Origin of the sequence: Ligilactobacillus equi DSM 15833 = JCM 10991, assembly GCF_001435735.1 — a bacterium.
GTDB lineage: Bacteria > Bacillota > Bacilli > Lactobacillales > Lactobacillaceae > Ligilactobacillus > Ligilactobacillus equi.
In genome coordinates this window covers 19,680-34,824 of record NZ_AZFH01000157.1, presented here as the reverse complement: position 1 = coordinate 34,824, position 15,145 = coordinate 19,680, and the positions used below count along the sequence as shown (strand labels likewise).

Annotated in this window: 24 protein-coding genes; 4 read left to right on the top strand and 20 right to left on the bottom strand. The window is 32.9% G+C overall.

The annotated features are described in order from the left end of the window. Window positions 1–70 precede the first annotated feature (70 nt). A complete protein-coding gene (locus FC36_RS12705; protein WP_081781952.1) occupies window positions 71–274 on the top strand; it encodes a ribbon-helix-helix domain-containing protein in 204 nt (67 codons plus the stop codon). A gap of 240 nt (window positions 275–514) precedes the next feature. Here FC36_RS12705 and FC36_RS08560 read toward each other — a convergent pair whose 3' ends face one another. From FC36_RS08560 to FC36_RS08550, 3 genes are read right to left on the bottom strand one after another with little or no spacing between them, the layout of a single operon-like run. Further along, on the bottom strand, window positions 515–850 hold the full coding sequence (locus tag FC36_RS08560) for a WHG domain-containing protein (RefSeq protein WP_025020840.1): 336 nt from the start codon (window positions 848–850) through the stop codon (window positions 515–517). A gap of 18 nt (window positions 851–868) precedes the next feature. After that, window positions 869–1,120, bottom strand: a complete 252-nt coding sequence (locus FC36_RS08555) for a glutaredoxin domain-containing protein (RefSeq protein WP_023859224.1) — start codon at window positions 1,118–1,120, stop codon at window positions 869–871. Between the two features lie 41 nt (window positions 1,121–1,161). Further along, window positions 1,162–2,256: a hypothetical protein gene (locus FC36_RS08550; protein ID WP_025020839.1), complete on the bottom strand. Its 1,095-nt coding sequence runs from the start codon at window positions 2,254–2,256 to the stop codon at window positions 1,162–1,164. 375 nt (window positions 2,257–2,631) lie between these two features. On the opposite strand from FC36_RS08550, the gene FC36_RS08545 reads away from it, so the two are divergent. Both FC36_RS08545 and FC36_RS08540 read left to right on the top strand, forming a co-directional pair. Then, a complete protein-coding gene (locus tag FC36_RS08545) occupies window positions 2,632–2,970 on the top strand; it encodes a hypothetical protein (protein WP_023859222.1) in 339 nt (112 codons plus the stop codon). Then, entirely contained in the window at window positions 2,970–3,683 is a 714-nt protein-coding gene (locus FC36_RS08540; RefSeq protein WP_025020837.1) for a hypothetical protein, read from the top strand. The genes FC36_RS08545 and FC36_RS08540 overlap by 1 nt, the downstream gene beginning before the upstream one ends. Before the next feature lie 36 nt (window positions 3,684–3,719). On the opposite strand, the gene FC36_RS08535 is transcribed toward FC36_RS08540, so the two are convergent. From FC36_RS08535 to FC36_RS08480, 12 genes are all read right to left on the bottom strand, one after another. Continuing rightward, entirely contained in the window at window positions 3,720–4,193 is a 474-nt protein-coding gene (locus FC36_RS08535; RefSeq protein WP_025020836.1) for a hypothetical protein, read from the bottom strand. 347 nt (window positions 4,194–4,540) lie between these two features. Beyond that, complete coding sequence (locus FC36_RS08530) at window positions 4,541–4,900, bottom strand: hypothetical protein (protein WP_023859219.1); 360 nt, start codon at window positions 4,898–4,900, stop codon at window positions 4,541–4,543. A 21-nt stretch (window positions 4,901–4,921) separates the two neighbouring features. Next, window positions 4,922–5,488, bottom strand: a complete 567-nt coding sequence (locus FC36_RS08525) for a hypothetical protein (protein ID WP_025020835.1) — start codon at window positions 5,486–5,488, stop codon at window positions 4,922–4,924. A gap of 235 nt (window positions 5,489–5,723) precedes the next feature. After that, the gene (locus tag FC36_RS08520; RefSeq protein WP_056986842.1) at window positions 5,724–7,400 is read right to left on the bottom strand and encodes a PcfJ domain-containing protein; all 1,677 of its coding nucleotides are present in this window, start codon (window positions 7,398–7,400) and stop codon (window positions 5,724–5,726) included. Between the two features lie 106 nt (window positions 7,401–7,506). Continuing rightward, complete coding sequence (locus FC36_RS08515) at window positions 7,507–7,908, bottom strand: hypothetical protein (RefSeq protein WP_023859216.1); 402 nt, start codon at window positions 7,906–7,908, stop codon at window positions 7,507–7,509. A gap of 11 nt (window positions 7,909–7,919) precedes the next feature. Continuing rightward, window positions 7,920–8,318: a hypothetical protein gene (locus tag FC36_RS08510; protein WP_023859215.1), complete on the bottom strand. Its 399-nt coding sequence runs from the start codon at window positions 8,316–8,318 to the stop codon at window positions 7,920–7,922. Between the two features lies 1 nt (window position 8,319). After that, window positions 8,320–8,601, bottom strand: coding sequence for a hypothetical protein (locus FC36_RS08505; RefSeq protein ID WP_025020833.1), 282 nt, complete (start codon window positions 8,599–8,601; stop codon window positions 8,320–8,322). Between the two features lie 22 nt (window positions 8,602–8,623). Further along, the gene (locus tag FC36_RS08500) at window positions 8,624–9,256 is read right to left on the bottom strand and encodes a hypothetical protein (protein ID WP_025020832.1); all 633 of its coding nucleotides are present in this window, start codon (window positions 9,254–9,256) and stop codon (window positions 8,624–8,626) included. A gap of 17 nt (window positions 9,257–9,273) precedes the next feature. Next, entirely contained in the window at window positions 9,274–9,513 is a 240-nt protein-coding gene (locus tag FC36_RS08495; protein WP_023859212.1) for a hypothetical protein, read from the bottom strand. Between the two features lie 27 nt (window positions 9,514–9,540). Next, window positions 9,541–10,125 carry a Cas9 inhibitor AcrIIA9 family protein gene (locus FC36_RS08490; protein WP_023859211.1) on the bottom strand — a complete coding sequence of 195 codons (585 nt, stop codon included), beginning with the start codon at window positions 10,123–10,125 and terminating at the stop codon, window positions 9,541–9,543. Between the two features lie 29 nt (window positions 10,126–10,154). Beyond that, window positions 10,155–10,583: a hypothetical protein gene (locus FC36_RS08485; RefSeq protein WP_023859210.1), complete on the bottom strand. Its 429-nt coding sequence runs from the start codon at window positions 10,581–10,583 to the stop codon at window positions 10,155–10,157. A 236-nt stretch (window positions 10,584–10,819) separates the two neighbouring features. Beyond that, window positions 10,820–11,887: an ERF family protein gene (locus FC36_RS08480; protein ID WP_023859209.1), complete on the bottom strand. Its 1,068-nt coding sequence runs from the start codon at window positions 11,885–11,887 to the stop codon at window positions 10,820–10,822. Window positions 11,888–12,051: 164 nt separating this feature from the next. On the opposite strand from FC36_RS08480, the gene FC36_RS08475 reads away from it, so the two are divergent. Continuing rightward, window positions 12,052–12,252 (top strand): hypothetical protein, encoded by a 201-nt coding sequence (locus tag FC36_RS08475; RefSeq protein WP_025020831.1) that lies wholly within the window; start codon window positions 12,052–12,054, stop codon window positions 12,250–12,252. 229 nt (window positions 12,253–12,481) lie between these two features. Here FC36_RS08475 and dnaN read toward each other — a convergent pair whose 3' ends face one another. The 5 genes from dnaN to FC36_RS08455 all read right to left on the bottom strand — a co-directional run bounded on the left by dnaN (window position 12,482) and on the right by FC36_RS08455 (window position 15,136). Beyond that, the gene (dnaN, locus tag FC36_RS08470) at window positions 12,482–13,639 is read right to left on the bottom strand and encodes a DNA polymerase III subunit beta (protein WP_025020830.1); all 1,158 of its coding nucleotides are present in this window, start codon (window positions 13,637–13,639) and stop codon (window positions 12,482–12,484) included. A 101-nt stretch (window positions 13,640–13,740) separates the two neighbouring features. Further along, window positions 13,741–14,103 carry a hypothetical protein gene (locus FC36_RS08465; protein WP_023859206.1) on the bottom strand — a complete coding sequence of 121 codons (363 nt, stop codon included), beginning with the start codon at window positions 14,101–14,103 and terminating at the stop codon, window positions 13,741–13,743. Between the two features lie 2 nt (window positions 14,104–14,105). After that, window positions 14,106–14,264: a hypothetical protein gene (locus FC36_RS11950; RefSeq protein ID WP_023859205.1), complete on the bottom strand. Its 159-nt coding sequence runs from the start codon at window positions 14,262–14,264 to the stop codon at window positions 14,106–14,108. Window position 14,265: 1 nt separating this feature from the next. Then, window positions 14,266–14,733: a Panacea domain-containing protein gene (locus FC36_RS08460; RefSeq protein WP_023859204.1), complete on the bottom strand. Its 468-nt coding sequence runs from the start codon at window positions 14,731–14,733 to the stop codon at window positions 14,266–14,268. Then, entirely contained in the window at window positions 14,726–15,136 is a 411-nt protein-coding gene (locus FC36_RS08455) for a hypothetical protein (protein WP_023859203.1), read from the bottom strand. Before FC36_RS08455 ends, FC36_RS08460 begins: the two co-directional genes overlap by 8 nt. Window positions 15,137–15,145 lie beyond the last annotated feature (9 nt).

Sequence of the window (15,145 nt, the reverse complement as noted above, 5' to 3'; positions counted from 1 at the left end):
TAAGTTGAGCCATTGTTTTCATTGATTTTCACCTCCTTTAGTACAGTTATATTATAGCAAAGTATACTTAATTACACAAGGTAAGTGCTGTGGCAGAAAACAAAAAAGGATAAATATCTATATGAATGTCGAACTTAATGATAGCTTGAAAATACAAGCAGTCAAGGAACATTCATCCGTTTCAGAGATATTATCTAAATTGGCTAAAGAATATTTAGAAAAAAACAAAATAGCTCTTACGAGCTATCGAGTGGAGCTTATATCCCCCCACTAAAGTAGGGGGATTTACGCTCCTTTTTCATTAAAAATTATCTAACTACATAATCAAAAGGATATGCGCTTTAGCGCAAAATAAAAAACCCACCTACTAAAATACAGGTGGATTACAATGCAAAGATCGTTAAGTTTTTTGGTTCGCTCTTATAGGAGCTTACCACCTACATACGTAGGGAATAACTAATGTATTTGCTGATTGAACAAATGACTTTGTGAGCTAACCTTATTGTATAACGATTTATCGCAATTGTGCAACGAAATTTTTCAATTTATCGAACTCTGATAAATCTTCTGTTCGTACTTTGTCTTCATTGATAGCTTGTTCAACAATGCTGACTAATTCACTTGCGAATTCGTTGAGTGAATCAGCTTTATTAGTGTCTTCAGTATCAAACATTATATCGAAACGGATTCCTGACTTAGTGTCGGGATGCTCAATGCTTAAGATACAACTAAAAACATTATTCTTAACTGTTGGGATCATAATTGGACTGATATTGCTACCAGATTTTGTACACCAATTTTTAGCAGCGATGTACAAAGTTTTCTTACTTATTGTTTGAATAATAGCCATTGCTGACCAACTCTCTTTCTAAATAGCGTTCTCAAGTCGTTTTTCAAGTTCAGCAAGCTTGCCAGGAGCAAAACCAACAATAACTTCATCACCATTCCCTACAAAGAGTAGGGGAACCGAGCTGAATCCTTGATCTTTTAGTTCTTGACGTGCTTGGGAATCTTGACTAACGTTAATGGTTTTATACTGGAGGTGACAACGGTCTAAGTATTTCTTAGTCATCTTGCATTGAATGCAGTTGTCTTTAGTGTATAATGTTAACTCTGTCATAATAATTCTTCCTTTCTCTATTGTACATTATTTACATTTCTCTATTGTACATTATTTACAGTTTGCTTTTGTTTTTGGGCTTGATATTTTTCAAAACTAATTCTCTCTTCTTCTCTCAAACGACTTACGCAGTTGGCAGATAGGTATAACAAGTAGGGCATGCCGTTACGCTTGCTATCATGTTTCTTGCGATATGAGACAACCTTCTTTACCGTTAAGTAGATAGCGTAAGATAACTCCTCAACACTAAGCTTATGATACTTTTTCTTAACGTTCATGGTCATCATAGGCTCAGAGGATAAGAAGGCATGCTTAATCAAGTTAGCAGCTTTATATACTACAGCATTTTCGTACTTGCTTAAATCCCCGCCGTCATAGTTAATAGGGCTCATCCTAAACAATTGGTCTAAGGCTTGATCCGTTAAACTATCAGAAATAATTTCGGAAATTTCTGGAGTATCGCCTTTAACAACTTGACGATTACCTTGATTGGCAAGGCTTTTATCTTTAGCTTGTTCTACACCTTGTAAGAATTGATCTAAGAACTCAAAAGCAGCTGTTTTTGAAACGGGTGGGATGTCCTTAGTTGCCTTGGTTAAGGTGATAAAATGGTCTTTAAAGAATACTTCAAAAGTACCTAAGTCTTGTCCATCAGCATTAAGGCGTTGTTTAACTACGGTTGTATCGACTAACATAGGATATTTGGCTTGCAACTCGTCAGTAAAAGGAAGTAAGCCGTGCAAACCGCCTGAAACAGACTCTTCTAAATAGAGGAAGGGCAATTTCATTAGATTTTCTACTACTCCTGAATTTAGATCATTTTCAATATCAATAGCAAACACTTTGGTTGCTTTCGCATCTACATGCCACGTACGGTTAATGCCGTATAATTTTGGATTAGAATTTAATTCAGGTAGGGTTAACATATTCCCTGGTGTTTGAGGACTACAGAAGTCTTCTGATTTATGAAAGCTAGTTTGGCCCTTAATAATTGCACTAGCATTTACAGGAATTTTACCAAGCTTACCGTCTTCTTTTTTCTGAATGATTGAAATGGTCCAAGTAGGGAACTGTCCTAAATACTTGATAGTCGGGTTATTGTTAAATTCTTCAATTTGTTTTTTTGTGATTTGCATGAGAAACGCATCCTTTCTAATTAAATCTTTAAACATTTTAGGCAATCATTACCTAATCTAACTACATAGGGAAAAAAATAAGGGATTTATCCCGGCCAAAATTAGTGGAATGGCCCTCTATTTTATCTTCTGAGAAAAATACACACCTCTTTAAAATATTGTTATATCAACTCAGGTTTATCTTCCGATAAAAATACAAAAAGTAAGTATTGAAGTTTTCTGTTTAATTGTAACACGATTATTTTCGTTAAAACTACTATATTTTCCGGTAGAAAAAACAGGTCTAAAATGTTAAAATTATACGTATAATAAACCAAAGTGAAATTAATAAAATGCTTTTAAAATAGGTGTTTTTTCGCAATAGAGGTGGAAAAAATGGCTGAAAAAAAGACGATATTTAAATTAAGCCTAAAGAATGAAGAACAAAAGAATAAAATTCTTTCGTTAGCAAAACAAGAGGGAATTACAGCTTCTGAATATATTTTACGTTGTGTAGCTTTTTACCAACAATCGGAAGCGGAAAATAAAGGATTCAACGCAAATAATAGTAAAGATAATTATATGGTTTATATGCTTAATAAATTGTCTGAGGATCACAGACAACTTCTAGAACTATATCAAACTAATATGGAAATCATGCAAAAAAATAATGAACAATTATGGGGGCTTTTTGGTGGAGATGCCGAAGTTTTACTGAATGGGGATGAAGAATAGTGAGTAATAGTGAGTATCATTTAAACCAAGTATTAGTAAAAAAAGAAGAAGGCTACCGATTCAGAAATGAGCTACCTGAAAATTTTAGTAGATTTTATATAAGTAATGATTTTGTACATGAAACTTATGATTATATGTGCGAAAAGTACAATTTGACTTCAAAAGAATATAGTATAGCTCAAAAGGCAAGTATGTCATTGCGGTATAACATGATTGCTCTAATGGGCCTTCCAGAAGAAGTGCAAGTTGCTATGCTAGATGCTATTATTTCAAGAAATAGGTTTAAGGATGATGAAGAAATATTTTCACTTTTCAAAAAGAAATTAACCTTAGATGAAATAGAATCTGTTTCTGAAAAAGATGAACTTAGTGATAGTTCTTCGTTAGATAAAGTTGAGGAAAAATTGTCACAAGCTAATGCTCAAATCATGGAAAAATTGAATGCTATTGAAAAAAATCAGGAACGGAATTTTAAAAGCAATTTGAAAAATCTAAGTTCTGTTAATCGAAATATTTTAGGAATTATTAGATTTTTAGCGATGAGATTTTCAGACTTATATGATAATGGAAAATCAAAGTCAGAGAACCCTTCCTATCCAGAGAATGCTGATAATACTTTGAAATATGTAAAGCGGATAGATGCTATGGCACAAGATGAAGTATTAAGACGTAAAACATTAAGTAGAACCAAAAAAAGCCAGCAGCAAAGTTAAAAAATAACCGCCCAATTTGGACGGTTATTTTAGTTGTCAGAAATCATGGATATAATCTCTGATTAACGATAATAATGCGAATACTAGTGAACTTGCAACCAGTACCATAACAATAAGAGGAAAGTTAAGTGTGTTAAAGTTTAGAAGATCGTTTAATGTACTCCAAACAACACTTAAACCTACTAATAAAAGCAATTCTCTAATAAAACTTCTCTTACCTGTAGCAGTAAATTTAACTTTTCTGCTAAAGATAATTTTTAATCCTTTGAAGAATTTAACGAAGTGGAACATCCAGAGTAAACTAACAATAGTCATGGATGAGCTGTACTTGAAAAATGTAATTTTATTAACAGCTAATACTTCTGGTAAGACTTCAATGAATACGAAGAAAATACCGGCAATAAATAAAATACTTATTGCACAGGTAATAACAGATGCGAGCTTTAAGCGCAATGGTAAGCTTTGATTTTGTATCTTTGCTTTACTGTTTAAATTGTTTGCTTTTTCCATGTCTTTTTCCTTCTTTCTGTAGCTATGTAGAGAAACTACAAATTCAAGATAATATGGGCTTTAGCCCAATAATAAATAAGGACCTAAGTAAAAAAAACAACCGTATAAGGTTGAATTTTAGAGAACATACGCACTCTATGTTCGGTGTAGTGTTGTAGTTATTTGTAGTTATCATTAATTCAAGAAAGGAGGTATATATATTAATGCGTTTAGTATTTAGTAATACGCATTTTAGTATTTTACAATGTGTATAGATGTGAGTGATAGTGCGCTTCACTATACCTATAAAGAGCCTCGAAACTCAATGTCATGCCATCTTTGATTCATGATATAGGTTATAATGTTGCTTATACCATTGTAGCTTCAATAATACCTCCTAACGTATTGAATTCATCAACTGTCTTTTGATTTAATTCAATAAAGTCAGTGTCTAATTCTCCTGCATTGGGAATTGGACGAGCACTTAACAAAGTTGCTGAGACAATATTGATAGCCATATTCTTGATTTTTTGTTGACTGTCAATAAAGTCTAACTTTTCAATGTTGAATTTTGTATCAAAGACAACTTTATCTAAGTTAGGACTAACGATAATTAGATGTCCTGTTAGTTCATCCTCTTCGTATTCAATTTCTCCTTTCAAGTTGTACTTGCGTAATAAGTCAAGTACATAAAATTCAAATAAATGTTGTGATCCGCTTTTAATCATAGTATTTTTATCCTTTCTGTTTTAAATTTTTGAGGTTGGAATAACTTTTATTAATTCATCTACATAATCTTGAAGATTATCAAAACCATCATATTCAGGTATCTTCAGATTTCCCATAGGATCATAATGTGTTTTACTCATTTCCTTTTCAATTTCTTTTTCTATTTTACTGTTTTGTTTTAAAATTAAATCTTGTTCTTTAAGCTTATCGATAATATCGGACAGGGGTTCTACCGAATAGCGATAACCCATATCCTCTAAATCTTTTAAAGTAATAAAAGAGTCTTTGTCAGTGAAGGTATAAAAGAGTTCATAATTGCATGTTTGATACTTAATTGCAACGCTTTTAGAATATCCTTTGTATGAACAATATTCTAGAAATTTCTTAAGCGTTAGCCAAGAATCAAGATACAGCATAATGTTGTCTTTTAACTCATCTTTGATGTTGACTTTAAAGTTTAAAAACCTGAAAAATTGTTTAATATCATCGTTGGTGATGAAATATTTAGCTTCTTCGAAAAAGATTTCTTTATCAATATCAGTTAATGGTTCTAACTTGTATTGAACGAGAATATTATTAAATGACATTGTCAGTCAATTCCTTTCTATCCTACATAACCAAGAAAATAAGGGCTTTAGCCCTTAAAGCGAAGCTTTTATAAACAAGTTTAAAACTTCAAAATAAAACAACTATCAGAAAATAGTTGTTTAAATGTAATTGTCATCCTATTTATCAATCTGAATGTAAATTCTAAACTTATTTTGAAATAAAATGTACAATACAATTTAAAGTGAAATATAAATTATATTTATAATCTAAATTCTAAGCAGCAACTTGTTCAACGTATTCTTTGACAATCTTATTTGCTTCGTCAGAAGGGCGGGCATTGTTCTTTGCTCTAAATTGTACGATATTATTAGTCTTAGGGTTTACTTCTAAGGCAAATAATGATTTGTTTGGAGCATCAACTGTGCGTACAAAGACAATAACTGTTTGCTCTTTAGCAAATTTGCTACGGTAGCTCTTAAGACAGTTGTTTAACTTAACACCTTCTTCAATCAAGTCTTGAGGTTTGTGTGGAATTGTGAAGACAAAGTTCTTAAATGTTAATTCATATTGTTTAAAGTCATCAACAGCTTTATCAAATTCCAACTTTAAGCTTTGATTTTCTTGGGTTTCTTTATCTAATTCAACTGCTAATTCAGCGTCTTCAGCATTAATTTTAAATTTATCTGGGAAGAGTGTCTTTTTGTTGATGTCCCATTTCAAATACTTAATGTTATCTACATACGATTCAAAGGCTTGAATTGAGACGTTATGCTTAATTAGATAGTTAGACAATCTGCCGGTCTTAATACGAAGTTCCTTAGCAAATTCTTCAATTCTACTACGATTTAAGAAGTAATCAATGCTAGGGTTATTCTTTAGAACTTGCTTGTTAGCTTTTAAGAACTCACGATCAATTGTGAGGTTGTGATAATAATTTAAAGGCCCAGATACTAAGTAATCAGCCATTCTAAAGGCGCCAATCTTTTGACAAAATTCAATTTCCATAGCGTACTTATAACAATTATCTAGGATATTCCGCAGATTATTTTGCTTTAATACTTCTTTGCCAATTTTATTGAAATCAATGTATTTCAAATTACTTTCAGCAAAATCTTCAGGAATAATAATTTTGTTTCTAAACATGTTAGAAATCTTATAAGCTGCAACACCAATCTTAGCGGCTAATGTCTTGCTTGTAAGCACATCACCAATTTGAGAAATAGATGGATTTTCTTTGAGAAACTCAACATTGTCACGAATGAATTTGTCAGTTAGCTTTCCTTTGTTGATGTTGCTGTATTGAGAAGATGAAATTAAAGCTTTCATAGCGTTATAAGCACCTAATTTTGCTAAATGATTAAGCCTGTCATGATACTTAACTATATTTTCGATAATTTCATAATCTCTTGCATAGTATCTAAAGCATTGGTCTTTGATAGCTTCTTCAAATTGGTTGTCAACAAATAAATCAGACAGAAAAGAACGCTTTAATTCTGCTACAAAGTCATTTATGATGTAAGCAGACATGGCACTATCAAAAATAGCCTTTGTTCTAAGACCAGTTTCAACGTGTTTAGACTCGGGGTAAGGCTTGTTTAAGTGTAGGGGCTTTTGTCCTTTTTCTAACACAATAAGGTTGCGTAATTCATGTGTGAACTTTTCTTTTCCGTTTGGAGTTGTTTGAATAACATCCCATTCTTGTAACTCAATACGCTTCTTAGTGCCTTTGACGTAAATGAATGAGTCTTGATTTACTTTTCTAAACGTCGTGTTTTTAGTTAAGCGAATATTGTTAATTAAGCGTTTAGATACTTTACGGGTTGAAGAAACAATCTTTTGTTCTTTGTTTTGCCAAATATAAACGGGAAATTCGCTGTGAGCTTCTTTCCAGAATGCTTTGGTAGGTTTTAAACGATTGTTCCAAATCTTTATTAATTTTTGTTTTGTCATGTTTTTTCCTTCTTTCTTACGATTAATAACTACATAGAAAAAAACATAAGGGCTTTAGCCCCAAAAAATACCCCCAACTAAATCAAGTTGGAGGTATAGTTAATCATCATTGACATAACGATTTAGCAATTTGTTGAATTGCTGAGTTTACGAGCATTTGATCGTAACTAAAGGATTCAGCATTATTGATATTAGCATTTAGTTGAACTTCGCCTTTTTTAACATCAGAGGAAACTAATAAATCAGTATCTTCGTAATTGAACAATTCTCCGATAAAAGCGGAAAAGTTATCAAATACGATAGTATCTACTGGCAAGAAGTCCTCTGAGTTCTTTAAAGCTTCGTTATTACTGTTAGAAGTAATTTTCTGCATTACTTGGTTAACGTCTCTTTGATTTTTATAGACATAGAGCAGAATTTTCTTTTTTTGAATAACAAAGAAGAAGGGGTAAAACATCGCTTCTTTTTGCATTCTAAATTGTTGGCTTATTTTGTCGCAAAAGGGCATTAAATCGTCTCCTATCCATAAAATGCATAGGAATGACATCCCATATTTTCTTTGTAATTGAAGTTTTCTGGGATGAATTTTCCTACTTTCTTTTTGATTTCATTGATTGCTTCGTCTAAGCTTCCATAGGCTGGCCCACTGGTTAGGTCGGGTTGTTTATCAAGACCTAAGATTAAGATATGTTCTGAGTAGATGTCTAAATCAGGTGAGACAGCATCTTCATTAGGGTGAAGAATTGCATAGGTCATAATTCCAGATAATTCGGCATCCAGAATATCTTCTATGGTATCGTCTTTGGCGTGGTTTTTGCTTAGTTCTGAAGCAAATTTATCAAAATCTTCTCCTTGAATGACGATGCCCCATAAGGACGATGGGTAATAAAAGGACGATGGGGAATAATTCATGCTCATGTTATTTTACCTCCTTAAAATTTTCTTCGATCATGAGTTTAGCTTTAATAACGTGATCGCATGGTGTGTAGTATGCTTTTGCTAATTCTTTTGAAGTTTTAAATTCTGATTTTTCAACGTAGCTGCTATTGACTACTGAGTTAGTTTCTAAGTTAAGCAATGCATAATTACCGTTATAAAGCTGGATTACGTAGAAATAACTTTCTTCAGAAGAAATAATGTTACCTAATTGGTAAATTTCTTCTGGTTTAGCTGCTATTGCATTGAATTTTTCAATTTCCATAATTAATTTTTCTCCTTAGTTTTTAGTTCTTATATTCCACATGTACTGTAGGTAGAATAAAGAATTCTTGTGGGCCTAAGTCGAATGCTGAATACTTGTTTAAGCGACTTAAGTCAGTAATAGTGGTCATGTACGATAAACTATCAGAAAAGACATAGATGAATTTATCGTTGTCAATTTGTTGAAGATTGCGTAAGTCATTAAAGAATGCAGGCTCTTCTTTAGGTAACTCATTGTTTGTAGCAATGTATTTGCTTAGATATACCTTCTTGTACATTTCGTAATCACGATAATCAAAGCCGTAACGTGTAAAGAACTTATTACGCTTTTTAAGTGTGTCGTTAATGATTTGTTGTTTTAACAGTAACAGTTCTTTGGCAGGCTTCTTTTCTGCTTTAATTAAGCCTCCTTTAGCAAAGCTGATGTTGTAAGCAGGGCGAAGATACGTTAATGCCATCTTATTCACTAACTGGGAGTTGTTTGGACTTTCTTTAGCAAGGAAGTATCCAGTATCATATCCGTTAACAGCACTAACGGCATTTTCGATAAAACGTAACGCTGCACTTTTTGGGATGCTTGCTGCTTTTTGCATTTTTTCGTTTTGTTTCTGTGCTTGTTTGTAATCGTTAAAAGCGATTAATGATAGGTATCCCATTTAAAAGTTCTTCCTTTCTATATTGTCATTAAGTTGTTGATAGTGTTAAGAAATTTCTCTTGTTCTTCAGGGGTAATACGCATGTCTTGATAAATTTTATTTGCAATATCTTGGATTTCATTTAAACTCGTAAAATCAACGTCCTCTGCAAAGTTTAACCCTTTATCTTTCGATTTGTTTTCTAAGAAGATACGGGCTGCATTGTAATGTTGAAGTTCGAGGTTAAGTCCTCCTTTGTCTCTAATAGCTGTTTTCATAATTAATTTTTCCTTCTTTCTAATTTTCTATACGAAATCAAATAAACTGATTTCTTCTGTTTCTTGTTTCTTTTGTTCTTTCTTTTGATTTTTGCTATTTTCCTTAGCTTTCTTGATGATGCTATCGGCTGTTGGCATAGCATTATCACTGTCATTTGATGTTCCAGTATTTGTTGTTGTAGGTCTAAACACTTCAGTTTCTTTCTCTTGAGGGGCAAAGAAAACATAGTATCTACGTACTAACTGAAATACTGCTTCATCAGGGATATCAAACCCGATACCTTGATTTACTTTTACAACTCCCGGTACGGTTACTTTGGAATCGTAAAGCTTTTTTGCTAACTCCTTAAAGTTAGAAGTTACGTAGTTCATAGCACCAAGGATAGTTGCTTGTTTTTCCCATTTAACGATAGCTTTCATAAGAGTGTTATCATTGGTTTTCTCGCATAGCCAGTTATGAATACGATGTAAATTGAAAGTTGCGTATTTCCACATCTCGTCAGGGATGTTAGGGTCTTTTTCAATGTCTTTACTCATCTCATCGTTCATAATCTTAAGTGCTTTATCAACTGTTTGTTTTTCTTGTGCCTTTTTTTCTTCTAAAGTAATCATTTAATTCACTTCTTTCTTTGAGTAGGGGATTATGAGAATGTTAGTTCTTCTTCGTCAAAGACTGTAATTTCTTTGTAGCCAAACATTGTTTCCCAGTACTCAATATCGTCGTCAATTGGTTGTGTGTTAGTTAGTTGTGAAACGTAACCATCACTTAAATAAGATTTTGCTGATTCGTATGTGGTACCTAAATCGTAAACTTCTTCGGTTGTTACGCAGTAGATGTTATCAATATGAATTCCTTCTTCAACATCATCTAGATACACAGTTGGTACAGCTCCTTCAGCGCTTAAGTGAAGTAATTCTCTACCACTAACTAAGGCTCCTTCTTCAGCTGAATCGCTTAATCTTTCTTTTAAAGTTTGGTGTTTAATTTCCAAAGATTTGTCTTCAAAATTGAATACAGCTAAAGTAACAGGTTCTTCGTTTAATTTGTTAATAATTTCTTGTGTTGTCATAGTAATTCTTCCTTTCTAGATTAAATAAATTTTTAACTACATCGTAAAAAAAATAAAGGCTTTAGCCTTAAAATATTAAATTAGCATAATGTAGCAAAGCAAACCAAAAAACAAACAAAACCAGTAACTAAGGGTGTTTTTTGCTTATAACATTTGGTTTACTTTACTGTATATATGTATTATTCTATGCTAAATTACGTAAAAAAAACAACTAAATATCTAGTTGTTTTGTGTTTTTAGCGACCAATCTTTTCGAGTTCTTGGCTCAAAATATTGGCTTGTTGTTCAGTGCTTAAAGTAGTGTAATCAACACCTTGTCCTCTAAGGATATTATTAACTTGCTCTAAAACTTTATTTTGTAACTGATCTGATGGAACTTGTAATTCAGTGGATTTACGTTGAAGAACGTTGTTATAGTTCTGAATTGCTAGTTGTTCTTGACTAGTATATTGCTTTTGTTGAGACTTTGAAGCCTGAACAGGTTGCGGTGTTTGTTGTTGAGGATTAACATTATTTTGCTTTTGTACTGGAGTATTTTGTTGTGTATTGTATTGGACATTTTGAGGTTGTTGAACAGATGTGTTAGGGGTATAATTTTGAGTTCTTTGTGTGTTTTGTTGGACTGGTTGATTATATCCCATTTGTTGTGCATTTCTTGCGTAATTATTGTTATTTTGGTAGTAAGTATTACGGCTATTTTGTTGATTATTGTTGTAATAATTGTTTTTCTTGTACTGGCGGTTATTGTTGTAATATCCGTTACCATATTGGTTACCGTTATTGTTACTTACATTTCCGTCCAAATCATCATCAGCAACAATATTAAATACAGCAGAAATAGCATATCTCTTACAGTAGGTAAGAATACCACCTTCGTTTTGGACTTGAGATGCTCGTGTATTGCGATTGTTTCCGTTACGTGAAATGTAGTAGGGTGGGAATACAATCCATTGTCCACTTTCAGGATGATCCAAGCGTACTGCAATGCCAATATACTCTGAATTACTAATTGGAATAGGCGTAATAACAATACCGTGTTTAGATGCTACAGGCATTAAAGCTTTGTTAATCGCGTCTAATGATACATATTGGCTGTGTGTTTGTGGGTTTGTTTTGTCTTTAGTAATACTTGGTAATTCAGCTTGTACTTTTAACTTACAAATCATTAATTGTTTAATATCTGGAGTTTGTCTAACACCAAATGCTCCAAGGCTAGGCGCAAGTTCAGAACTATGTTGTTCAGAAACGTGATTTATCATATTTTGTGTATTTGACAACGAATTTTGGGGGTATTTTTCTTCCATTGTGTACCAAACCTTTCTGTATAAAAATCATGAAATTATATATATATTTTTGTTTTATTTTTAGGAATTATGTGCTAAAATAAAAACGTGAACAAAAATCGTAATAAAAACGAAAAAAATAAATGGTTTTTTATAGGGGAAAAATCGAAAGAAGGCCAAAAAATATGCAAAACTTATCTAACGAACAATGTGAAGTATTGGGAAAAGAAGTTCTTAGAGCTTTAAATTTAAATCCAAAAATTGCAGAATTAGCACTTGATAATAAGGAACTTTCCGATTTTTATTGGAATCAAGTTGAAAATAATTTGAATTCTTCTGGATTTTGGGATTGCTTAAAGATTGCTAAGGAAGCTGTTACTGTATAGTAATAATATTTGCACATTGTAGGAGCGGATTTGTGCCTTTCTTCGCGTTTGAACTACGATGTTAAGTCATATCAAGTCATAAGAACTTCTGTCTAAGTCGTCCTTATGTTAAGGTTATTTAACCTAACTTAATCTAATTTAATTTAATTCTTTTTTATCACTTATTGCGTTTACACGTGCGTAATAAAAAAGGATGTACGGTCAATGCTGTACATCCTTTTTTGCGTTGTTAAGCCAATCGAATAGGTGTGATGATTTGAATATAGTTATCGTCTTCAGGGTTTACTACTCTGAAAGGACGAAGTGAGTTGTTAAAACTTAAGATAACGTTATCTGATGTAATTTGAGATACAGTTTGGATGATATAGTGAGGGTTCATACCAATCTTAAGTTCTTTTACCGTACTTGATACTGGTTCAAAACTAAGTTCTTCGTGCATATCACCAGTTGACGGACTGTTACTTGAAACTGTTAATTTATCATCTTTGATTTCTAAAAGTGAAACTAGAGATTTAGCAGTTTTCGCAATAATAGTAGCACGTCCGAAAGTGTCTAACACATCTTTACGCTTTAATTTAATTGTACAATCATCACTGATAGGTGGGATGATTCTACTTGTGTCAGGGTAGTTACCTTCTATAAGCCGAAGTAAGATTCTGTTTTGGCCCAAGTTAAAGGTAATTTGACCTTGATTAGGGGTAAACTGAATTTCAACTTCATTATTTTCTTCTAAGATTGAACTGATTTTAGTTAAAGGCTTTGCAGGTATGATAGCATCCCATTCAATGCCATCAGTATTAATATCAGTAGTAACTTTCGCCATAACGTGAGTATCAGTAGCTTCTACCGATAGTACATTTTCTTCTTGATCGCCATTTGTAACTTGACTGGTTGAGAAGTGTAAACCTGTTAACGTTGGTCTACTTTCTTGTGTACTAGCAGCGTGGCTAACTTTCTTAATTACAGTGGCAAAGTCATCAGTTGCAAAGGTTAATGATTTATCATCAGCGTTTGTTTCTGGAATGGTAGGGAACATGTCAGCACTTAAAACACTGATTTTGAACTTACTTTTACCAGACTTAATATGTGCTTCGGTATCAGATTTTGTTTGCACAGTAATCGTTTTACCTGATAACTTGTTAATAATGTTACTTGATAATCTAAAAGGCATAAGAATGCTACCGGGTTCATTAACAAACACTTTATCTCCAGTTAAAACAGTTTTAACTAAGGTGAGGTCAATATCTGAAGTTGTGAAGATAATGTTTTCTTCGGTGGCAACAATTTTTACTGATTCTAAGGTACTAATTGTTGGCTTACTACCGATTGCAATGCCCATGTCTTTCATGAGCTTCTTAAATGTTTTTGTTTCGATTTTAATTTCCATAGCTATTTATCCTTTCTGTTTTTTCTGAATTTTTAAACTACATAATCGAGAAAATAAGGGCTTTAGCCCTAAAAATACCACTTAGGTAGTGGCATATTAAGTTAATAGCGTTTAACAAATTCTTCGTAACTTATTGCAAATTCTTCGTTGAATGGGCCAACTTTGGTAATTCCCGGAGTAAAGATGTTAAGATCAGGGCGAATGCGATAAAGGTCGTTAACGCATGCTTCTGGGACGATAACGTAAGCTGACTTAGGTAAGTCTAAAATGTATTTACACCGTTTATCTAATTGAGGCTGTAATATAGCAACTGGTACTGAGCCATTGCTGATTGAGCCGATAATGTTTTTGGAATAATTAAAGCTAATGATTGGTCCATCAGGCTCGTATTGAGTGATGAGCTTGTCTTCTTTGTCTGTGATGACGATTATTTCTCCGGTTAGATTGTATATTTCTTTTTCCATGGTTATTGATTCTCGCTTTCCGTAATATTTTCATCTGTTATCCATTTTGGATATTTATTAAAATCTATATAGATAATGTCTTGTAATTTAGATTTATTATCTATCGAAACATTCCTTTTAGGTTTAGAAGGGCTAACTACTCGTTTTTTATTTTTTCCCATATTAACCTACTCTTTGAATGTAGCAATTAAATATATCACGATCATCTATTAAAGTGGAGCTACTGTCTAATGGTGATAAATCCTTGCGTGCATTTCTCCAAGGTTTTTCTTGATGTGTCATGCTTTCTAATTGATCAGCTGAATAATTTCCGTATACTTCCCAAACTTGTTCAAGTATATCCTGAATATCCTCAACAAACTCAGGTTGTTCCTTAGGTTCTTCTATATTCTCGAAACCGTAACTAGCATACTCCGCATGTAGATCACGAAGAACTGGGCCGTGAACCCATGCTTCAAATTTTGCGTCATCAAATAATCTTATATTCAACTCTTCGCTCGAATCGTTTAATAATGTTAAAACCCATGCATAGGCATAATAAACTAATTTCTGTAACTTCTTAGGCGAAATTTTACCTTTTCCTTCAACTAAAAACCAATCAGCTACATCATTATAAGAATACTTAACCATTGATTTCACCCCTCTTCCATTTGTAAATAATGTGGTTATCTAATAACCAATTACATGTATTTTGAGCTTCTGGAGTGGTCTTTTTGCCTGATATTTGCCTGTCGGGCCAAACAAAAATACCACCATAGTGCAAGAAGGCATAGTCCCATGTATCAAACCAATATTCTTTGGGCATATTTTCCATATAGTCAGCATAAGTGATATTGTCTCGGTTACAGATGAGAAATACCATAACATTTTCGTGACTTCCACGTAATGGTTGAATAAGCCCGTCTTCGCGAATAACGAATTCTAAGTGAGTAGTGGGACTAAGTTTTTCTTTTAGCTGTTCTTTGGTAATTGGTTTAGGCATATTGGCCCGCATAAATTCGTATGATCGGTAAATATCTGTCATGTCGTCCATTTTGAAGCC